Source organism: Marinococcus luteus (assembly GCF_900106595.1).
Lineage (GTDB): Bacteria > Bacillota > Bacilli > Bacillales > Marinococcaceae > Marinococcus > Marinococcus luteus.
In genome coordinates this window covers 636,280-657,531 of record NZ_FNNC01000001.1, presented here as the reverse complement: position 1 = coordinate 657,531, position 21,252 = coordinate 636,280, and the positions used below count along the sequence as shown (strand labels likewise).

At 51.9% G+C, this 21,252-nt stretch carries 22 protein-coding genes; 21 read left to right on the top strand and 1 reads right to left on the bottom strand.

All coding sequences use genetic code 11. The features are described 5' to 3' along the window. The first annotated feature begins 24 nt into the window (after positions 1–24). The 5 genes from hisC to BLV22_RS03170 all read left to right on the top strand — a co-directional run bounded on the left by hisC (position 25) and on the right by BLV22_RS03170 (position 5,255). Complete coding sequence (gene hisC, locus BLV22_RS03190) at positions 25–1,125, top strand: histidinol-phosphate transaminase (protein WP_091612266.1); 1,101 nt, start codon at positions 25–27, stop codon at positions 1,123–1,125. Positions 1,126–1,206: 81 nt separating this feature from the next. Beyond that, the gene (locus BLV22_RS03185) at positions 1,207–2,307 is read left to right on the top strand and encodes a prephenate dehydrogenase (protein ID WP_091611175.1); all 1,101 of its coding nucleotides are present in this window, start codon (positions 1,207–1,209) and stop codon (positions 2,305–2,307) included. 285 nt (positions 2,308–2,592) lie between these two features. Continuing rightward, entirely contained in the window at positions 2,593–3,852 is a 1,260-nt protein-coding gene (locus tag BLV22_RS03180; RefSeq protein ID WP_091611173.1) for a tetratricopeptide repeat protein, read from the top strand. 51 nt (positions 3,853–3,903) lie between these two features. Beyond that, positions 3,904–4,506, top strand: a complete 603-nt coding sequence (locus BLV22_RS03175) for a DUF1405 domain-containing protein (protein ID WP_091611170.1) — start codon at positions 3,904–3,906, stop codon at positions 4,504–4,506. A 71-nt stretch (positions 4,507–4,577) separates the two neighbouring features. Next, positions 4,578–5,255 carry a zinc metallopeptidase gene (locus tag BLV22_RS03170; protein WP_091611167.1) on the top strand — a complete coding sequence of 226 codons (678 nt, stop codon included), beginning with the start codon at positions 4,578–4,580 and terminating at the stop codon, positions 5,253–5,255. A gap of 77 nt (positions 5,256–5,332) precedes the next feature. Here the strand turns inward: BLV22_RS03170 and BLV22_RS03165 are convergent, their stop codons facing one another. Further along, positions 5,333–6,202 (bottom strand): YitT family protein, encoded by an 870-nt coding sequence (locus BLV22_RS03165; protein WP_281241092.1) that lies wholly within the window; start codon positions 6,200–6,202, stop codon positions 5,333–5,335. A 127-nt stretch (positions 6,203–6,329) separates the two neighbouring features. On the opposite strand from BLV22_RS03165, the gene BLV22_RS03160 reads away from it, so the two are divergent. From BLV22_RS03160 to BLV22_RS03085, 16 genes are all read left to right on the top strand, one after another. Beyond that, positions 6,330–6,671 (top strand): nucleotide pyrophosphohydrolase, encoded by a 342-nt coding sequence (locus BLV22_RS03160; protein ID WP_091611162.1) that lies wholly within the window; start codon positions 6,330–6,332, stop codon positions 6,669–6,671. Continuing rightward, complete coding sequence (gene dapB, locus BLV22_RS03155) at positions 6,668–7,471, top strand: 4-hydroxy-tetrahydrodipicolinate reductase (RefSeq protein WP_091611159.1); 804 nt, start codon at positions 6,668–6,670, stop codon at positions 7,469–7,471. Before BLV22_RS03160 ends, dapB begins: the two co-directional genes overlap by 4 nt. A 13-nt stretch (positions 7,472–7,484) precedes the next feature. Beyond that, positions 7,485–7,904 (top strand): methylglyoxal synthase, encoded by a 420-nt coding sequence (mgsA, locus tag BLV22_RS03150; RefSeq protein WP_091611155.1) that lies wholly within the window; start codon positions 7,485–7,487, stop codon positions 7,902–7,904. Then, positions 7,894–8,604 carry a bacillithiol biosynthesis deacetylase BshB1 gene (bshB1, locus tag BLV22_RS03145; RefSeq protein WP_091611152.1) on the top strand — a complete coding sequence of 237 codons (711 nt, stop codon included), beginning with the start codon at positions 7,894–7,896 and terminating at the stop codon, positions 8,602–8,604. The genes mgsA and bshB1 overlap by 11 nt, the downstream gene beginning before the upstream one ends. A gap of 2 nt (positions 8,605–8,606) precedes the next feature. Further along, positions 8,607–9,734: an N-acetyl-alpha-D-glucosaminyl L-malate synthase BshA gene (gene bshA / locus BLV22_RS03140; protein WP_091611148.1), complete on the top strand. Its 1,128-nt coding sequence runs from the start codon at positions 8,607–8,609 to the stop codon at positions 9,732–9,734. Further along, complete coding sequence (locus BLV22_RS03135; protein ID WP_091611146.1) at positions 9,734–10,891, top strand: tRNA nucleotidyltransferase/poly(A) polymerase-related protein; 1,158 nt, start codon at positions 9,734–9,736, stop codon at positions 10,889–10,891. Before bshA ends, BLV22_RS03135 begins: the two co-directional genes overlap by 1 nt. After that, a complete protein-coding gene (locus BLV22_RS03130) occupies positions 10,884–11,867 on the top strand; it encodes a biotin--[acetyl-CoA-carboxylase] ligase (protein WP_091611143.1) in 984 nt (327 codons plus the stop codon). Before BLV22_RS03135 ends, BLV22_RS03130 begins: the two co-directional genes overlap by 8 nt. A gap of 21 nt (positions 11,868–11,888) precedes the next feature. Continuing rightward, complete coding sequence (gene dinG / locus BLV22_RS03125) at positions 11,889–14,693, top strand: ATP-dependent DNA helicase DinG (RefSeq protein ID WP_091611140.1); 2,805 nt, start codon at positions 11,889–11,891, stop codon at positions 14,691–14,693. A 14-nt stretch (positions 14,694–14,707) separates the two neighbouring features. Then, positions 14,708–16,015, top strand: a complete 1,308-nt coding sequence (locus tag BLV22_RS03120; RefSeq protein ID WP_091611138.1) for an amidohydrolase — start codon at positions 14,708–14,710, stop codon at positions 16,013–16,015. 21 nt (positions 16,016–16,036) lie between these two features. After that, positions 16,037–16,210: a YpmA family protein gene (locus BLV22_RS03115; RefSeq protein WP_022792243.1), complete on the top strand. Its 174-nt coding sequence runs from the start codon at positions 16,037–16,039 to the stop codon at positions 16,208–16,210. Between the two features lie 11 nt (positions 16,211–16,221). After that, on the top strand, positions 16,222–16,698 hold the full coding sequence (locus BLV22_RS03110) for a PepSY domain-containing protein (protein ID WP_176967628.1): 477 nt from the start codon (positions 16,222–16,224) through the stop codon (positions 16,696–16,698). Between the two features lie 90 nt (positions 16,699–16,788). Beyond that, positions 16,789–17,958, top strand: a complete 1,170-nt coding sequence (locus tag BLV22_RS03105; protein ID WP_091611133.1) for a pyridoxal phosphate-dependent aminotransferase — start codon at positions 16,789–16,791, stop codon at positions 17,956–17,958. 38 nt (positions 17,959–17,996) lie between these two features. After that, the gene (asnS, locus tag BLV22_RS03100) at positions 17,997–19,286 is read left to right on the top strand and encodes an asparagine--tRNA ligase (RefSeq protein WP_091611130.1); all 1,290 of its coding nucleotides are present in this window, start codon (positions 17,997–17,999) and stop codon (positions 19,284–19,286) included. A gap of 78 nt (positions 19,287–19,364) precedes the next feature. Next, the gene (locus BLV22_RS03095) at positions 19,365–20,051 is read left to right on the top strand and encodes a DnaD domain protein (protein ID WP_176967627.1); all 687 of its coding nucleotides are present in this window, start codon (positions 19,365–19,367) and stop codon (positions 20,049–20,051) included. Positions 20,052–20,062: 11 nt separating this feature from the next. Further along, positions 20,063–20,725: an endonuclease III gene (gene nth, locus BLV22_RS03090; protein WP_091611125.1), complete on the top strand. Its 663-nt coding sequence runs from the start codon at positions 20,063–20,065 to the stop codon at positions 20,723–20,725. Then, positions 20,719–21,243 (top strand): YpoC family protein, encoded by a 525-nt coding sequence (locus BLV22_RS03085; protein WP_091611122.1) that lies wholly within the window; start codon positions 20,719–20,721, stop codon positions 21,241–21,243. The genes nth and BLV22_RS03085 overlap by 7 nt, the downstream gene beginning before the upstream one ends. The last annotated feature ends 9 nt before the right edge of the window (positions 21,244–21,252 follow it).

Sequence of the window (21,252 nt, the reverse complement as noted above, 5' to 3'; positions counted from 1 at the left end):
GCATACAAAGACGAGGTGACAATGTTGTATATCAAAAAACAAATTAAAGGCATGACGCCTTACCAGCCGGGAAAACCAATAGAAGAAGTAAAACGGGAGCTTGGGCTGACTACTGTCCATAAAATGGCATCCAACGAAAATCCATACGGTGCTCCGCTTCAGGCCAAACAGGCAATCGAAGAAGCGGCCGCCGATCCGGAAATTTATCCGGATGGTTATGCAGCTGAACTGCGCCAGGCAGTGGCCGAAGAGCTGAATGTCGGAGAAAAACAGCTGCTGTTTGGAGCTGGTTCCGACGAGGTTATTTTAATGCTCTGCCGGGCCATGCTTGGTCCGGATACAAATACCGTTATGGCGGTACCTTCGTTTTCGCAGTACAAGCATAATGCCGCCATTGAAGGAGCGGAGGTCCGTGAAATTCCGGCAGTGGACGGGGAGCATCAGCTGAATGCCATGCTTGAAGCGATTGACGAACAGACACGTATTGTCTGGGTATGTAATCCAAACAATCCGTCCGGCGCCTATATTAATGATGAAGCGTTTGTGGCGTTCCTCGATCAGGTTCCGGAAAACGTACTGGTTGTTTCGGACGAGGCTTACATTGAGTATGTGACCGCGAAGGATTATCCGGATACGCTGAAGCTGCTGCAGGAATACCCAAACCTTCTTCTTTTGCGTACATTTTCAAAAGCCTATGGCCTGGCATCGCTCCGGGTTGGTTACGGCGTGAGCCATGAAGAACTGATTCAGTCTCTGGATCCGGTCCGGCCTCCGTTCAATGTTACAGCTGTGGCCCAACGGGCAGCAACGGCTGCCTTGAAGGATCGCGGTTTTATTGAAAAGTGCCGGGAGAAAAATAAAACTGAACTCGATAAAATGACGGCTTTCTGTGAAGAGCTGGGACTGGACTATGTGCCTTCGCAGACTAATTTTCTGCTGATTCATACAGGAGTGGCAGGAAGCGTTGTTTTTGACGAAATGCTGAAAAAGGGAATTATCATCCGCTCAGGAGAAGCCCTCGGCTATCCGGAATCGATCCGTGTAACGATAGGGACCGAGGAGCAGAACGAAGCTTTCCGCCAGACGCTGAGTGAAGTGCTTGAACATCAGCAGGCCAGGCTTTAGCGGACAACACCTGGAATCCGGCTCCGCTCGGGGCCGGGTGTTTTTATGTATGGAAACAAAGAGAGGTCTGGAGGGAAACAGATGCAGAAAAAAGCAGCAGTTATCGGACTGGGATTGATCGGAGGGTCAATTGCCCTTGCCATCAAACAGGAACATCCCGGTGTTTATATTGCAGGAACAGATGTAGATGAAGCCCAGACAAAGCTCGCGGTATCCCTGAATGTTATCGACGAGGCTGCCCCGGAGCTGGAGAAGGCTGTAAAAGATGCAGATCTGGTTGTGCTTGCCACTCCGGTGGCCACCACTGAGAAATTGCTCGTGCAGCTGGCCGGCATGGCTTTAAAGCCTGGAGCAATCGTTACCGACGTCGGCAGCACAAAAACATCGATCTGCGAGCAGGCAGACGTTCTTTCGGGAAAAAACGTTCATTTTATCGGCGGCCATCCAATGGCCGGATCGCATAAAAGCGGCGTCCATGCCGCCCGTGTCCGCCTGTTTGAAAATGCGTACTACGTGCTGGTGCCAAACGGTCTGGGCTCTTCTGAAAAGATCGGGGAGATCAAAGATTGGCTTCAGGGCACGCAGGCAAAGTTTATAGAGCTGTCCTACGAGCAGCACGACCTGCTGACAGGAGTAATCAGTCATTTTCCGCATATCGTAGCATCGGCACTCGTGCATCAGGTGAAGGGAATGGAGGACGAACAGGCCTGGGTGACAAAGCTCGCGGCCGGCGGATTCCGGGATATTACGAGAATCGCTTCAGCCAGTCCGGAAATGTGGACCGATATTCTGCTGAAAAATAATGACGTCATGCGTCAGCTGATGGAAGACTGGAAGCAGCAGATGAGTGCCATTGAACAGATGCTTGCCGCGGGGGATAAAGAGCAGATATACCAGTTTTTTGAGCACGCCAAATCCTATCGTGACGGTCTGCCCGCGAAAAAACAGGGAGCCATACCGTCCATTTATGACCTGTTTGTCGACGTGCCGGACCATCCCGGGGTTATTTCGGACGTCACCGGAATTCTTGGACGCACCGGGATCAGTATTATCAATATACGGATCCTTGAAACGAGAGAGGACATTATGGGCGTGCTACAGCTGACGTTCCGTACGGAAGAAGACCGGCGGGCCGGCATGCAGCAGCTCGAAAAGCACGATTATGAATCCTACATCGGTTAAAGGAAAAAAGAATGAAAAAAATAGGAGAGAAACATTGACAACGCTTACAATTACGTTATACTAATATTAGCGTATGGTTTCTCTCCACTCCTATCCATACTCTTTATCTTAAAACTAGCCGATGTGGCGGCACACCTGATGAGTAGACATCAGGTGTTTTTTTTGTTTTTGTAAACGTTATCAGAATCGGTACGGGGAAGGTTTTCTGTTCGTCACAGCGGGCAATGTTTGCTATAATTACACAGTGCTAAACGAGATTTACCTGGAAGAAAGGTTGTTGACGGCGTGAATTTAGAAACGATCCTTGAAACGATAAGAAACGGCGATACGGAAAAAGGGCTCGAAGAGATGGAGAAATACAGCCACTCTGCGAACGATCAGGAAAAATACGATATAGTGGAAATGTACCAGGAACTGGGACGCTCAGATAAGGCACAGCCGCTGATTGAAGATCTGCTCGGGCGCTATCCCGATGAGGGGGCACTGCTGACGACAGCAGCCGAGAATGCGATCGACCTGGACGATGAAGATGAGGCGATTGAATGGCTGCTCGAGGTGAAAGAGTCGGACGAAGAGTATCTGCGGGCGCAGCTGCTGCTTGCTGATTTGTACCAGATGCAGGGGCTCGATGAAGTAGCGGAGCAAAAGCTGCTGGATGCCTTAAAGCAGAGTCCTGAAGAGCCGGTACTGCTTGCCGCCGTTGGGGATTATTATTTATCCCGGGGGGACTACGCTAAAAGTATTCCATATCTGAAACAGGCCGAAGGCGCCGGGTTTAAATTTCCGGACGGCAGTCTGAGCCTTCGTCTCGCTGAAGCATACAGCGTGACTGGTTCGTTTGAGGATGCGCTGAGCTACTACGAGGCCGGACTGAAAGAACACACTGAACTCCATGCCTTGTTCGGGTACGGCTATACGGCGCTGCAGGTCAGCGATTATCAGCTGGCTGCGGAGAAATTCGAAGAGCTCCGGAACATGGATAAAGACTTTGTGGCACTCTATCCATATCTCGTGCGAAGCTACGAAGGGCTCGAAGATCATGAAAAAGCCCTGGAAGCAGCGAAGGCTGGTATTAAAGAAGATGAATACAATGAAAATTTATATACCGAGGCCGGGAAGCTGTATATGGCGCTTGGCAATGAAGAAGAGGGAGAAAAATATCTCCGGGAGGCACTTGCTTTAAATCCGGCACATCTTGAAGCGGCGAATGCGCTGCTCAGCATGTGGATGGAGCAGGAGGAACCGGAGGCGATGATTGATCTTATTGATCATTTATACGAAATGGGCGAGCCGGATGTGCGTTTTCAGTGGTATTATGCCCGGGCTAAAAACCTTCAGGACGAGCCTGTGGAGGCGAAAGAAAAATACGAAGAAGTGTACAGCGTATATCAGGAAAACGAAGTATTTCTTGAAGAATACGGCCGTCTGCTGCTTGAACTCGGCTACCGGGAGAATGCGCTGAAGCACCTGGAACAGGCTTCAGCCATGCAGCCGGACAACACAGAGCTTCAGCTTTTGCTTGAAGACCTTCGCATGAGCGAATAAAGACACGAAATTCGTGTCTTTTCCTACATATCAAACGAGGCGGATGATACAGTGAAACAGCTACTTGGATGGTTTGGGACGCCTTACGTGTTAATCCCGCTTTTTATCATTAACGCGCTCGGCACCATTTACGGCTACATTTGGTACGGCCAGCAGCTGCAGCAGACGCCGGCTGTGTTTCTGCCCTTCGTCCCGGACAGTCCGACGGCAAGCCTGGTTTTTACGATTGTACTCGGGCTGTACATTATCGGCAGGAGGAGCGGACTGGCGGAAGCCTTCGCTTTTATAACGCTTGTAAAGTACGGGCTTTGGGCGGTAGGAATGAACGTGTTTTCCGGCGTGGCCGGAGAGGCGCTCAGCTGGCAGCACTACATGCTTATTGCTTCTCACGCCGGCATGGCGCTGCAGGCTTTTTTGTATCTGCCGTACTACCGGGTGAAGCTTTGGCATATCGGGGCAGCAGCGGTATGGACATTACATAATGATGTGATTGACTACGTTTTTGGAATGTATCCCTGGGTGTCAGCGTCGCTCGAGCCGTATATTTCCCTGATTGGCTATGGGACGTTCTGGCTCAGTATTATTTCTGCAGGAATACTGCTCTGGTGGAGGCTCAGCCCCGGCCGGACAAAACTTCGGCTCATGGAGGAATAGAGCAGAACCTTTGACAATATACCCCCGTCTGCATACAATATAAGTATATATAAATGGAGGGATGAGAAAAAATGGGAATGCTTCTGTTATATTTAGCAGCGCTTATCCTCATTCCGCTTTGGGCGCAGTCCAAAGTGAAAAAAGCATACAAAAAATATTCGAACGTAAGCAATTCATCCGGCATGACAGGAGCCTCTGTGGCAAAAAAAATCCTGGAGGAAAACGGCATCTATAACGTACGAGTAGAGCCGACCAAAGGAAAATTAACGGATCACTATGATCCTTCGAAAAAAGTTGTCCGCTTGTCGGAGGATAACTATTACAATTCGACAGTAGCGGCTCAGGCGATCGCTTCCCACGAAGTGGGGCACGCGATTCAGGATGCGGAAAACTACGCGTTTTTACGGTTCCGTTCTACGCTTGCCCCTGTGGCTTCGACCGGGTCCAACCTTTCCTTCTTTTTAATTCTCGCCGGTATTTTGCTGCAGTCAACCGGCATGTTTCTGGCCGGTATCGTGTTTTTCTCGGCCGCCGTGCTGTTCCAGCTTGTCACCCTTCCGGTGGAATTTAATGCCAGCAGCCGGGCCATGAATCAGATTGTTGCGACCGGTATTATCAGCAACAATGAAGAGCGGGAAACGAAAAAAGTGCTCGATGCCGCTGCATTAACGTACGTTGCAGCTGCTCTGGTAGCCGTGCTTGAACTGGGGCGTTTTATCGCCATGTTCCTGATGACGAGCGAAGAATAGTAAAAAACACCTGCCCGATGCCCGGAGCAGGTGTTTTTTGTGTGTTGCTGCTGATGAAAATGCGGAGCTGAGACGCCTTATTGCAGCGGATTTTTGTTTTCATCGAGGGTGAAGCCCTCGCCGATAACATCCTGGACATCGTTAACCGTAACAAAGGCGTGCGGGTCCACCCGTTCAACAAGGTGTTTCAGGCGCATCAGCTCGTTTTTGCCAACGACGCAGTAAAGAATCTCTTTTTCCTGGCGGGTGAAGCTGCCTTTCCCATTTAGTATAGTCGCTCCGCGGTTCATCTCCTGCAGAATGGCGTCTGCTACTTCCGGAGCCAGGTCGGAAATGATCATAGCGGCTTTGCCGGAGTATGCTCCCTGCTGAATGAAGTCAATGACGCGGGCGGCCACAAAGACAAACACGAGCGTGTACATCGCTTCCCGGTAGTCTAAATACAGGAGGGAAGCGGTTATTACAACAGCATCAAACATAAACAGCGAGCGTCCCATCGTCCAGCCGAACACGTTACTCGCAAGCTTGGCGATAATGTCAGCCCCTCCGGTGGTGCCGCCGTACCGGAAAACAATGCCGAGGCCCGAGCCGACAAAAACGCCGGCAAACAGGGCGACAAGAACAAGATCATCCTGGAGCGGCAGATGGAGAAGCTCAACCTCCTGAAACAGCCATAAAAACAAGCTGACTGCTGCCGTGCTTATTAACGTATAAACGAAGACGTGGCGCCCGAGCAGACGCCAGCCCAGAATCAGGACAGGGATATTCAGCACGAGGTTGCTGAAGGCAGGGTTGATATTGAATAAATTATAAAGAATTAGGGTAATACCAGTAAAGCCGCCGTCCGCTAGCTGGTTTTGCATGTTAAAATAGACAAGTCCAAAACTCATAATAGCAGAGCCGAGCACGACAAAAAAGATATTGCGGGTATGTATCCAAATGTTCACGATGGTTCCTCCTCTCCGGCCGGAAAGCTTGTATCAACCGTTACATTATAGTAAAGCCCGGGGCGTGAGGCAATCTATGTTTGTCAAACTGAATTGATTTTTATACGATTGAAAGGAGGACGCCGGAATGGACCAGGAACAAATGACGATGAAAGAAATGCAGGAAAAAGTGGATGCCTTCATCGGCCAGTTTGAAGAAGGGTATTTCAGTCCGCTCGCCATGCTTGCAAGAATGACAGAAGAAACTGGAGAGCTTGCCAGAGAAATTAATCACTACTACGGGGAAAAGCCGAAAAAAGAAAGCGAAGAGCATAAATCACTGAATAAGGAAATGGGCGATCTGCTGTTTGTGCTCATCTGCTTTGCGAACTCACTTGATATTGATTTGGATGAAGCGTTCCGTATCGTAATGGAAAAGTTTGAAACAAGAGATCAGGATAGATGGACGAAAAAGGAGAATGACAAATGACTGAATTAATCCGCGTTATCGTTGCCGGACCGAGAGGAAACATGGGTAAGGAAGCTGTACATATGATTGAAGCAGCGGAGCACCTGCACCTCGCCGCTGTTGTGGACCATAAATACGAAGGCTCGCTGTTGTCGGAAATCGAAGGTATGCCAAAATCCGGGGCCCGTGTCTATACGGACGTTGACCAGTGCCTCGGCGAAGTCGAAGCAGAAGTTTTTGTAGACCTGACCACACCGGAAATTGGAAAGGTACATACCGAAAAAGCACTCGACTACGGCCTTGCACCGGTCGTCGGTACGACCGGCTTTACCGATGAAGATCTCGACCGCCTGCGTCAGAAAGCAAAAGAGCAGCAACGGGGAGTGCTTATTGTGCCGAATTTTGCTATCGGTGCTGTTCTGATGATGAAAATGTCGCAAATGGCTGCGGCCTACTTCCCGGATGTTGAGATTACTGAACTGCATCATGACCGAAAGCTTGACGCCCCGTCCGGCACCGCTGTGAAAACAGCAAAGCTTATTCAGGAAAACCGCACCAAAAAAGCACAGGGACATCCGGAGGAAAAAGAAACGATGCCGGGAGCGCGCGGAGCAGAGCTCGACGGCATGAGGATTCACAGTACGCGCCTTCCCGGCCTGGTGGCTCATCAGCAGGTGATGTTTGGCGGCGAAGGCCAGACGCTGACGATCCGTCACGATTCAATCAACCGGGCGTCATTTATGCCGGGTGTCAAATTTGCGATTGAACGGGTAGTCACCATGAAGGAACTCGTGTACGGCCTCGAAAACATTCTGGAGTAAAGGGGAAACTTTTATGAATATCGCACTGATTGCCCATGATAAGAAAAAAGATGACCTCATCCGGTTTGCCGAAGCATACAGGCATATTCTCGAGCGCCATACCCTTTCAGCAACCGGAACGACCGGCGGGAGGCTGAAGGAGGAGGTAGGCCTGAATGTTAAACAGTACCAGTCCGGGCCGCTCGGCGGCGATCAGCAGATCGGGGCACAAATTGCAGAACAGCAGGTGGATCTGGTGCTCTTTTTCCGGGACCCTTTGACCGCGCAGCCGCATGAGCCTGATATCACCGCATTGATGAGACTCGCCGACGTACATGGGGTGCCGCTTGCGACGAACATGGCCGCAGCTGAGGTGCTGATCAAAGGGCTCGAACACGGGCTGTTTGCCTTCCGGGATATTTTAAAGGAGTCCACAGATCAATATGACACATAAACGAACGCTGTTAACCGTCGGGGCCCACCCTGATGATATTGAAATCGGGATGGGCGGGACGGTAGCGCTGCACAGTAAAACCGACAATGTCTACATGCTTTCCCTTACAGAAGGAGATCTTTCATCCAACGGTACCGTGGAAACTAGGCAGCAGGAAGCAGAGCGGGCAGCAGAGATCCTCGGTGCCGGACGGCTCCAGCTTACCTGGAGGGACCGGATGCTTACAGCAGTAACCCAGGAAGAGTACACCCAGCTAGTGCAGCTGATCCGCCGCATCCAGCCGGACACGATATTCGCGCCGTACTACATCGATCGGCACCCGGACCACGGTGACGCCGGAAGTATTGTTAAGCGGGCTGTGTTTGATGCAGGGGTCAAGCTGTATCCGGGCGTGGACGAAAACGCCCACAAGGTGCCAAACATGTACTACTACATGATCAACGGCTACCACCGGCCCGCCTTTTATGTGGACATCACCGCGGCCGCCGGCGACAAAGAAGCGGCGTTAAAGGCGTATAAAAGCCAGTTTAATCCGGGAGAAGAGGCCGTAAGCACACCGCTTACGGACGGGTACCTCGAAACGATACAGGCAAGAGACAGACTATTCGGCAAAGAAACGGGAGTGACTTACGCGGAAGGGTTTATCGCCGAAACTCCGATGCTTTTTCAACAGGTGCCCGGCAGACAAGGAAGTGACTAAGCGTGAAAATTGGAATAACGTGCTACCCGACGGTGGGAGGATCAGGAGTGATTGCGACGGAGCTTGGCAAGCTGCTTGCTGAACGAGGCCATGAAATTCATTTCATCACCTCGGCCATCCCTTATCGTTTAACCGAAACCTCACCGAATATTTATTACCATGAAGTTTCAGTAAACCAATACGAAGTTTTCCAGTACCCGCCGTACTCATTAACGCTTGCAAGCAAAATGGCGGAAGTTGTCAACCGGGAGCAGCTCGACGTCCTGCACGTGCATTACGCCGTGCCTCACGCTGTCTGTGCGATTTTGGCCAGGGACATGACCGATCATCCCGTGAAGGTAGTAACAACGCTGCACGGTACAGACATTACTGTGCTTGGCCATGATTCCTCGCTTCGTGATATTATCCGTTATGCCATTCAGCGATCGGACGAAGTGACGGCAGTATCGGACGCTCTGGTGGAGCAGACAAAGCAGATGCTTGAAGTCGGCCGTGATATTCATACGATTTACAATTTCGTGGATGAGCGGGTGTACGGTCCGAAAACGGAAAAGAAGAATTTAAAACAAGCATACAACATCGACGAGGACGAAAAGGTGCTTCTGCACGTCTCTAATTTCCGGCCGGTGAAACGGGTCGTAGACGTCGTTCGGACATTTGCAGCAGTACAGGCAGAGGTTTCTTGTAAGCTGGTTATGCTTGGGGACGGACCGGACCGGGAAAAGGCATGGGCGGAGGCGAAAAAGCTCGGCGTTGACCAGGACGTGCTGTTTTTAGGCAATCAGCGGCAGGTAGCCGACTATCTGCACATTGCCGATCTGATGCTGCTGCTTTCGGAAAAAGAAAGCTTCGGCCTGGCCGCACTTGAAGCGATGGCGTGCGGCGTGCCAGTCATTGGCACAGATATCGGAGGTATTCCTGAGGTGGTATTTCATAATGAAACCGGCTATGTTGTGCCGCTTGGGGCAGTGGAACTGGCTGCCCAGCAGGCGGTCGGACTGCTGACGGATCCAGACAGGATGAAAAGGTTTAAACAGCGCTCGCTCGACGTGGTGGAAGAAAATTTCTCCTCCTCGCGCATCGTAGCCCAATATGAAGAAGTGTACCGCCGGACTGTGGAGGACGGGTAATGAACGGGCAGCAGACGTGGGAAGAGGCGCTGCTTGTTATTAAGACGTTACGAAAAACCGGTATTACTGCCTATATTGTAGGCGGAGCCGTACGTGACCGGCTGATGAACCGGGCGCCGAGCGACATGGACATAGCAGCGGCTGCGACCACTGAAGAGCTTTCGGTTGTTTTTCCGAACGCAGTGAAGCCGTCGGAAAAATTCGGTACGCTGCTTGTGAAGAGCGGAAACAGTATCGTGGAAGTTACCCCGTTCCGGGAAGGGGCAAAAACAATTGAAGAGGACCTGAAGCAGCGGGATTTCACATGCAACGCGATGGCAGCAGATGCACGCGGCGCAGTGATAGACCCATTTAACGGACAGAAAGATATCCGTAAGAAGGTACTGCGCACGCCCGAGTCAGCTGAACGAGCCTTTTTCCTCGATCCACTCCGGGTGATACGGGCGTTCCGTTTTAGTGCGGTTCTCGGTTTTTCGCTGGATCCGGAAGCTGAGCGGGCAGCGGAAGCAGCTGCGGCTGGGCTTTCACATACCGCCGTGGAACGAATACGCGATGAAATAACCAAACTGCTTGAAGGAAAGAAGCGCCTGAGCGCCCTCGAAAACATGAGAGAGCTGCGTTTGTTTTCTTATTTTCCGGAGGCAGTCCGGACGGGCTCCCCCTTTTTTCACCATCCCACGCTTGTACAGTTCCCGGCGGGCGCAAAAGTTTCATGGGCGGCGCTGTTGTACGCCCTGTACGGACGAAAAAGCCTGGACATGCTGAATGGGTGGCGGTTTTCCAATCAGGCAAGAAAGCAGTGCCGCTGGCTGCTCGAGCGAGTCGATGTTTCGGCTTCTCCCGATACGTGGCGGCAGTGGCTGTATTATTTCGGTCCAAAGCAGGTGTCAGATCTGGAGAAGCTCAAACAGTGGAAGTATTTTACTTACCGGGGGCGGACATGCGCAGAATGGAAAAAGACATGGGAGGCTCTTCCGATTCATTCCAGGCAGGAACTCGCCCTTCCGCCGAAGTCAATCGCATCAATGCCGGCTTACGAAGGCACAGCGAAAATCGGGCAGGTGATCGCATTTTTAGAGCAGGCGGTCGTGAATGAAAAGGTAGAAAACAGTGAACACAAGCTGTTAGCCTATTTGGAGGAAATGTACGATGAATAAAAACCGATTGCTGCAGCTGTTGATGGCCCACCGGGATCGTCCGGTGTCCGGGCAGGAGATCAGCGACGAACTGCAGGTGTCCCGTACCGCAGTTTGGAAGCAGATCGAAGAGCTGCGGAAAAATGGATATGAAATCGAAGCAGCATCCCGGCGCGGTTACCGGCTGGTGCGTTTTCCCGACCGGGTCGGCACAGAAGAAATTATGCTTCATCTTACAACTGAGCGTCTTGGCTGTTCGATTATTTATAACGATACCGTAACCTCCACCCAGGAAATTGTACGGGAGCAGGCTGAAAAAGGAGGCGTGGAGGGCCTTATTGCTGTGGCAAATGAACAGGTGGAGGGACGGGGGAGACTCGGGCGCTCGTGGCAGAGCAGCCCGGAACAGGGCATTTGGATGAGTCTGCTGCTCCGCCCGCAGGTGCCTCCCCGCTATGCTCCGCAGCTCACCCTGCTGTCGGCAGTGGCTCTTGCCGAGGCGCTTGACGGCTATCTTCCGGAACCGACTGCGATTAAATGGCCGAACGATATCCGTATTCATAAAAGGAAGTTAGCAGGTATACTGACGGAAATGCAGGCAGACATGGATGAAGTACAGACAGTTATTGTCGGCATGGGTATTAATGTAAACCAGGCTGATGGGGATTTTACCGGAGAGCTTGCGGAAAAAGCGGCTTCCATCCGGCAGTATGCAGGAGTCCGGCAGAGTCGTCCGCAGATTATTGCATCTATCTTAAAAAGCTATGAGTCCTGGTATAATGAATACTTAACGAATGGATTCGGTGCAGTCAAAGCTGCCTGGTCCAATAAAACAGATACGCTGGGAAGCTTTATTCAGGTGGAAACCTCCCGGCAGACAGTGGAGGGAACAGCTCTTTGTATAACGGACGAAGGGGCCCTGCAGGTTCAAAAGACAGACGGCAGTATTCAGACGGTGCACAGCGGCGAAATTCTGGACGGTCCCCCGCCGGAATAGCGGAAGAAAGGAGGCAGGCAGATGGGACAGAAATATGTAGTCATAGATGTAGAAACAACCGGCACGTCTCCGAGAAAAGGAGCAAAAATTATTGAAATCGGCGCAGTGCTGATGGAGGATGAAGAAATACTTGACACTCTTTCCACCTTTGTTCAGCCGCATATGCCGATCCCTCCTTTTATCCAACAGTTTACCGGTATCCGGGACCGGGACGTGGAGCATGCCCCGGAGTTTTTTGAGGTGGCTCCCACGTTAACCGCCTGGCTTGAGGATGCTGCCTTTGTCGGGCATAATGTGCAGTTTGATCTGGCGTTTATCAATGCAGGCATGCAGGAAGCCGGGTTTCCACTGTTTCAGGGACCTGTGGTGGATACAGTAGAGTGTGCGAGACTCGCTTATCCGGAAGCGCCGGGTTTTCGGCTGTCGCAGATCACGTCGTGGCTGGATCTCGACCATGAGCGTCCGCACCGGGCGGACAGCGATGCCCTCGTCACTGCAGAGCTGTGGATATCCATCCGTAAAAAATTAGCTGTGCTTCCAAAGGCCGTGCTTCACCGTCTGGACCGGCTGGCTGCCTTTTTGCACAGTGATCTTCACCAGTATGTTGAGCGCTGCATTGCAAAAGCACCGCAGCAGCTTCCCTATGATTTAGAGGAAAACCACGGCATTGTGTTCCGCAAAGAGCTTCCGGCAGAAAAACCGGAGCAGAGGAATGTATCGCTGCAGGAGACCCTGAGCGGAAGTCATGCTAAAAGCCGGGGCTGGGACCGTTTTGAAGAGCGTCCGGGCCAGCTGGAGATGGCAGAAATGGTCTATGCCTCGTTTGAGGAACGCTCTCACGCTGTTATAGAAGCGGGCACCGGTCTGGGGAAAACACTCGCCTATCTGCTTCCGGCTGTAAAATATCATCGTACATACAATCAAAAAATATTAATTTCCACCCAGACGCTCACCCTGCAGGAGCAGCTGATGAATGAAGATCTTCCGCTGCTTGAGCGATTGATTGACGACCGGGTGTCTGTGGCTGTTTTAAAAGGCCGCGGCAACTACATCTCTTTGCAGCGGTTTGAAAAATGGCTGCAGCACCGCCAGTTTTCGCTCGAAGAAGCGCTCGGGCTCGGCCAAGTGTTGATATGGCTGACGGAAACCCGGCACGGAGATCTTGATGAAATTAATATGGCCGGCGGCCGCAGGAATGCTCTCTGGGAAAGTCTTCGCCAGAATCATTATCAGGATGAGCACGCTCAAAGAGGATGGGAGGCGTATTGTTTTTATGCGCGCGCCCGCCGCAAAGCCGAATATGCTGATATCGTCGTCACCAATCATGCGATGCTTTTGAGCGATATGTACCAGGGGAAAAATTTATTTTCCGCCTATCCGAACGTAATCATTGATGAAGCGCATCACCTGCCGGAAACAGCGGGAAAATATGCAGGCAGGTCCGTTCACTATACAAAAGCAAACCGGCTGCTCCGCAGGTTCGGCCTGGATACAAAGCAGAGCGTTGTACGCCCGCTCATCTGGTTTGGTGAAGAAGCCGGGATTGTGTTTGAGCCCGGCTGGTACCAGGAACGCGAGGATAACCATGCGGTGCTGATGTATGAATGCGACGAGCTCTTTCGCCTGCTCACGCGGTGGTGCCGCACGGCTTCCGGCCGGCGGCGCTCGGAAGTGGGCCGGTACAGCCAGCGCTTCATACCCGGCGGGGAAACCGGCCCCGTGTGGGAGCAGGTGGAGGAAGCTGGGCGCCGTTTCCTCACCCTGCTGGAACAGGAATTTAAGGCGTGGGAAACGTTCGAAAAAGCATGGGAGACGCAGCCGTCTGCCAAAAGCTTTGTAAACGAACTTGCCGAACTGAACGCCTACATGGAGCGGCTGGACGGACTTGGGGACAATCTGTTCCATCTGTTGTTTGAACGGGAATCCGAACAGGTTTACTGGGTGGAAGCGGAGCAGAGCGGAGCCAAAAATGCTGCGTACATCTACGCCCGGCCGGTGGAGGTGGCCTCGGAGCTGAGTGAACAGCTGTTTATGAAAAAAGACAGCGTCGTGCTTACCTCCGGCTCCCTTGCAGTCAACGGCTCATTTGAATACATGAAATCAAAAATGGGGCTGGACGATTTTCTGCCGCAGACAAGCCTGATTGCTTCTCCCTATCATTATGCTTCGCAGACGCAGCTTCTCGTTCCAAAGGACATTTCCGGAGTGAATGATAAACACGCTGACTTTGCGCAGGAAGCGGCCGAATATATTTTTCATGCTGTCAACATTACGGAAGGAAAAACGATGGTGCTGTTTACTTCCTTTAACATGCTCAAGCAGGTGTACCATCAGCTGAAGGAGTGGACCGAAGAATCAATGCTGAGCGTCATTGGTCAGGGGATTACGAGCGGCACCCATGCCAAGCTGACCAAGCTGTTTCAGCAGCAGGACAATGCGCTTTTGCTTGGAACCAATGCGTTCTGGGAGGGCGTCGATATCCCCGGGGAAAAGCTGCAGCACGTGATAATTGTGCGTCTGCCTTTCTCCCCGCCGACAGACCCCGTTTACGAAGCTGTGTCGGATAAAATGCAGCGTCAGGGGAAAAGGTCGTTTTACGCAGAGGCCTTGCCGCACGCCGTCCTTCGGTTCAAACAGGGCTTTGGCCGGCTGATCCGTCATTCCGAGGACCGGGGTGTGGTAACAGTACTCGATAAGCGGATTATGGAAGCTTCCTACGGCTCGTCATTTATTGACTCGATTCCGCGGACGAATACGTATTATGAACCGATGGATGCGGTACTGGACCGTATCGCTGACTTTTTTAAAGAAGTAAAAAAACGTTGAAAAGGAGTGTGGGGATGAAACACTTTGTAATCGAGCACGTTTACCCAATCCCGAATGCACGCGGTGTTCAGGCAGTCAAAAGCCATATTGAAGTCAAGGACGGTAAAATTGTTCAAGTAGAGCCTGGAGACTATCCGGAGAGAGAGAACGGCGTCGATATTCTGGACGGACGGGGCAAGTGGCTCAGCCCGGGCCTGTACAACACCCATGGACATACGCCGATGACGATGATGCGGGGCGTTTCGGACGATGTAGTGCTCCAGGAATGGCTGAACAACCATGTATGGCCGCGCGAGCGTCTGTTTAGCAACGAAACAGCGGAGGCCGGTACGGGTCTTGCTCTTGCGGAAATGATCCGCACCGGAACGACCGGGTTTCTTGATATGTATCACATGGGCATGCAGAACACGTACGAGCTCGTGAAAAGCTCCGGCATCAAATCCATGATTTCCAAAGGGATGATGAGTATTGGAACGCCGGAGGAGCAGAGCGAAAAGCTGGCAGCGGCGGCCCGGGACTTAAATGAATGGGAGCAGGACTCAAGCGGCCGGATAACGGGCATGCTTTTCCCGCACGCACCGTATACGTGCACGCCGAAGTTTTTGGAAAAGACCGTTGATGCCGGGCACCAATACGACCTGCCGCTTGGCATTCACCTGGAGGAAACGGCTAAAGAGGTGGCGGATTATCGGCGTGATTACGGGATGACTCCGGCCAAGAAGCTAAAAGAGATCGGGTTTTACACACGTCCGGCGATGCTTACGCATGTCGTGCACGCGACAGATGAAGACCTTGACGACATGAGCGTGCCGGAAGTGACCATCTCCTACAATCCGATGAGCAATGCCAAACTCGGATCGGGTATCGCTCGCATTCCCGAAATGCTCAAGCGCGGTCTCCGGATCACGATCGGCACAGACAGCGCTGTGTCAAACAACAACCTCGATATGTTTGAGGAGCTCCGACTGGGCGCTTTGATGCAGAAGGTCGCCTTTCAGGACCCGAGCTCGATTGAAACGGAAGCAGTCTGGAAGATGGCAACCGAAAACGGGGCCGCTTCGATGGGATTTAGCGACAGCGGCAAGCTGGAGCCTGGGGCCGCGGCGGACTTTATTCTGATTGACAGTGAATCATTTGCGCTTCAGCCATACGATAATATTTTATCGCATCTGGTGTACGCAGCTTCCGGACGGGATGTGACGGACAGCTTTGTGAACGGCAGACAGCTGATGAAAGACGGCGAACTTCTGACGCTCGATGAAGAAAAAATTAACGCCGAGGCCAACCGCCATTACCGTAAATTAAATGAAGCGTACTTATAGTACGCCGGGTGAGGTGAAACGATGGGAAACGAACAGCTTGAAGTCGTCGCGTCGGTCAAAATCGAAGCGTCGTCCGATCTGTATAAAATTGTTGATACGCTGAATCGCACGTTAAAGCAGGAAGAATTAATGTTCGGCCTTTCTCTTGATAAGGAAAACGAAGAGCAGATGGTGTTTACCATTTACCGCACATAGGGGGATATGTCGTGAAAAATTGGATAACGATCGCGGCTTTTTTAATTGTCTTTCTGGTCGTTCTGGGGCTCTTGGTCGGTTACTTTCAGGCCCGTGCGCCCCTCGCTGACGACAGGGAGCGGGCAGAAGCACTGGCGCTTGAAGAAAACAATGTCGCCGAAGTACAGAATACGTTTATATATAACGGCAAACAGCCGGTAAAAACAGCGCGCGTCGAAACCAATGACGGCAGCAGGGACTGGCTGTTTTTCCACGACGGGGAACTGCTCGAACGCCTGGCGGCGGCTGATACGCTGAGCATCCAGGAGGCTGAGGATCGTATAGTGGAAGAAGAGGGAATTGACGCTGTGCGGATGGTGACGCCCGGCTACGAAGACAACCGTCCGGTATATGAAGGCAAATACCGGACAGAAAACCAGCAGCATTATGTGTACATTGATATGGAAACGGGAGAATTTGTGAAAAGCTTCAGCCTGGACCGCGGTTAAGCGGCGGAAACCACGCTTGAACTCCTTTTCGCTTTTCTTTACACTAACTATGGATAGATTGAGCACGGAAACCATTGAGGAGGAAAGAGTATGGAATTGTCCCAACGAGTGAAAGAAATTACCCCTTCGTCAACCCTGGCGATTACCGCCAAAGCCAATGAACTAAAGGCAGCCGGCGAGGATGTTATCGGCCTTGGCGCCGGCGAGCCGGATTTTAATACTCCGCAGTACGTAATCGATGCAGCTGTTCGTTCCATGCAGGAAGGAAAAACAAAATACACTCCTTCCGGCGGCCTGCCGGAACTGAAGGATGCGGTCATTCAAAAGTTTAAGCAGGACCAGGGGCTGGAATACACCCGCGATCAAATCATCGTCGGTACTGGCGCCAAGCACATTTTGTTCACGCTGTTTCAAACCATTCTCGACCCGGAGGATGAAGTAATTATTCCAACGCCGTACTGGGTCAGCTACCCGGAACAGGTTAAGCTTGCCGGCGGGCGCCCGGTATTTGTGGACGGCAAGGAGGAAAACCAGTTTAAGATTCTTCCAGAGCAGCTGCGCGGGGCGGTAACGAAAAAAACGAAGGCCGTCATTATTAACTCTCCGAGCAATCCAACCGGCACCATGTACAGCCGCGAGGAGCTGCAGGCGCTCGGCGAAGCCGCCAGGGCAGAAGGTCTGCTGATTGTTTCCGACGAAATTTATGAAAAACTGATTTACGGGGACAAGCAGCACACATCCATCGCAGAGCTTTCCCCGGAATTAAAGGAGCAGACCATCGTCGTCAACGGTGTCTCCAAATCCCATTCAATGACCGGGTGGAGAATCGGCTACGCAGCCGGCAACCGTGCCATTGTGAAGGCAATGACGAGCCTTGCGAGCCATTCAACGTCCAACCCGACAACGAATGCCCAGTACGGAGCCATCGCTGCCTATACAAAGGATGACGGCGCTGTAGAAACGATGCGCCAGGCATTCAGTGAACGGCTGAACACCATTTATGACAAGCTCGTTTCGATTCCGGGAATCACCTGCGTGAAACCGGAAGGTGCTTTTTATCTGTTCCCGAACGTCGAGGAGGCAGCTGCTTCGTATAAAGATGTCGACGAATGGGTAAAGGCACTGCTCGAGGAGGAAAACGTGGCGGTCGTTCCGGGCAGCGGATTTGGTTCTCCGCAAAACGTCCGGCTCTCCTACGCTACTTCCCTGGAGCAGCTTGAAGAAGCGGTGGCGAGAATCCGCCGTTTCGTAGAAAAATAATTCGATCAGCATAAACAGGACGAACCGGAGGGACTAACGTGAAAGCAACCATTGAACGTTTGAATCAATATATCGGCCAGGAGGTAAGGTTTGGCGCCTGGCTGGCCAATAAGCGCTCCAGCGGCAAGATTGCCTTTTTGCAGCTGCGGGACGGCACCGGCTTTGTGCAGGGGGTCATTGTGAAAAATGATGTCGGCGAAGAGCTGTTCGCCCAGGCGAAGAACCTTCCGCAGGAAAGCTCGCTGTACGTGGACGGGACAGTAAAGGAAGACGACCGTTCGCCAACCGGAGTGGAGCTTCAGGTGACCGGATTTGAGATTATCCAGGAAGCGGAGGCTTACCCGATCACCCCGAAAGAGCACGGGACTGAATTTTTAATGGACAACCGTCATCTGTGGATGCGCTCGCGTAAGCAGCACGCGCTCTTGCGTATACGCGATGAAATCATTCAGGCAACCTACGCTTTTTTCCGGGAGAATCAGTTTATTAAGGTGGATCCGCCGATTCTGACCGGAAGCTCGGCGGAGGGGACGACATCGCTTTTTCATACGAAATACTTTGATGAAGACGCGTACCTGTCCCAGTCCGGTCAATTGTATATGGAAGCAGCGGCCCTCGCTTTTCAGCGCGTGTTTTCGTTCGGCCCGACATTTCGGGCGGAAAAATCAAAAACCCGCCGGCACTTGATTGAATTTTGGATGATTGAGCCGGAGATGGCTTTCTGCGACCATAATGAAAGTCTCGAAATTCAGGAGCAGTACGTCTCCCATGTCGTGCAGGCGGTGCTTGCCAACTGCCGCCAGGAGCTTACGACGCTGGAGCGCGACACCTCCAAGCTCGAAACCATTCAGGCGCCGTTTCCGCGCATCACGTACGACAAAGCAGTAGAGATGCTGCAGGAGGCGGGCTATGAAGTAAGCTGGGGTGAGGATTTTGGAGCGCCGCACGAAACGTATATAGCGGAGCAGTTTCAAAAGCCGGTATTTATTACTAATTACCCGCTCGAAATCAAAGCTTTCTACATGAAGCCCGACCCGGACTATCCGGAAACCGCGCTCTGTGCCGACCTGATTGCTCCGGAAGGCTACGGGGAGATTATCGGCGGCAGTCAGCGCATCGATGACCCGCAGCTTATGAAGCAGCGGTACGAAGAACACAACTTATCGGAAGAAGCCTACGGCTGGTATCTGGACTTAAGAAAATACGGCACCGTGCCGCACTCCGGATTCGGTCTCGGGCTCGAACGGACGGTCGGCTGGATTGCCGGCACCGAACACGTCCGGGAAACGATACCGTTTCCGCGTTTGTTAAACAGGCTGTATCCATAAGAGAAAAAGCCCCCGTCCCGGGGGTTTTCCTTTATGCACTTTGCCGACAGCCGGCCGGGTGAGAAGGAGGACAAACAGATGAACAAAGATAAAGAAATAGAAGCACTCATGCACGGCCACCTTTCCATTCCAGTAATTATTCTGGACAAATACCAGCAGGTTGGGCTGAATGAGACAGAAGCAATGATGCTTTTGCATATATACCGTTTCGGCCAGATCAGCGTGCCGCTTCCAACACCGAAAGAGCTGGCTGAAAAAATGAGTATGGATGAAAATGAATGTGCAGGCTGCCTGCGCTCGATGATTAAGCGGAACCTGCTGCAGATTGATGAATTTGAACGCGATGAAATCCGGCAGGAATCATACTCCCTCTATCCGTTTTTCCGTCAGGCCCTTACAGCGGAGGTTCCGTCCGGGGAAGGGGATCAGATTGAAGAGCAGCATCTGTTTCAAAACATTGAGCAGGAGTTTTCCCGCCCGCTTTCCCCAATGGAGTGGGAAACGATCAATGTCTGGCTCGACCAGGATCATTACTCGCCGGATATGATCCAGATTGCGCTGAAAGAAGCGGTCATGAATCAAAAATTCAGCCTTCGCTACATGGACCGGATGCTGCACGAATGGAAGCGCAAAGGCATTCAGACCAAAGAAGATGCTAAAGCGCAGACCGAACAGTTTAAACAAAAGGGCGGACGGCGCACGCAGGCGGCCCAGTCGGAAAAACTGCCGGAATATCCCAATATTAACTGGCTGGATGAAGAGTAGAGGAGAAAAAAATGGCATTAACGAATAAAGATTTACAAGTCGTGATTGAACGGATCGAGCATATGTTTCCGGAAGCAGAATGTGAACTGAACCACCGCAACCCCTTTGAACTGCTGGTGGCAGTCGTACTTTCCGCCCAGGCAACTGATGCACTGGTGAACAAAGTAACTCCTGGATTGTTTGAACAGTACAGCTCACCGGAAGACTTTGCTGAGGCACCGCTTGAGGATATTGAACAGGCTATTCGTTCGATTGGACTTTACCGCAATAAAGCGAAAAATTTAAAAAAGCTTTCGGCGTCTCTGCTCGAACGCCATGACGGGCGCGTGCCGGAAACGCAGGAAGAGCTGGTCAAGCTTGCCGGCGTCGGCAGAAAAACGGCGAATGTTGTAGCGTCAGTAGCATTCGGGGTGCCGGCCATTGCGGTGGATACACATGTGGAGCGGGTGTCCAAGCGTTTAGGCATATGCAGATGGAAAGACAATGTCACTCAGGTGGAGCAGACGCTGATGAAGCGGCTGCCAAAAGAAAAATGGTCCCAGATGCATCACCAGCTTATTTTTTTCGGCCGCTATCACTGCAAGTCCCAGGCCCCCCAGTGTCCGTCCTGTCCAGTGCTTGACTACTGCAGGGAAGGACAAAAACGGATGCGGAAAGAAGGTGCAGCATGGTAAACATACAAATTCCATCCTCATTTCAGCACGAAATTTTTTATACGGTAACGCAGATCGAAGTAGATGAAAAAACAGACCGGCAGACGGCGGCTCTGAGCCACCCGTTCTGGTATGAGATCGCCTATGATAACGGCATCGCCGGTACACCTCCGTGGCAGGAAAACATTAATCAGCACATTAAAGCATTTATGCAGTGGTGGGAAGAGCATCTGCCTTTTTTGGATGAATGCTGGGACGAAAGAGACAAGGAAAAGGCAGCTCCATACATGAGACTCGGGCTCGCCCACTGGCTGTGCACGCTGTTTTGGATGAACGAACGGCCGGTGCCTTCGGCAAAGCCGGAGGAACTGATCGCAGAAAGCAGGCAGCTCGCGCATAAGCCGATCAACGTAGAGGAAAGACTCGGCTTTCTGCTTGAGTATCCGAATTATTTTCATTCCTACCTTCAGCTGAAGGAGCTTTATACAGAAGTGAAGAAAAAAGAAGCGCTGGCAAAACGATCCCGAAATCACGAATGATAAAGGAGT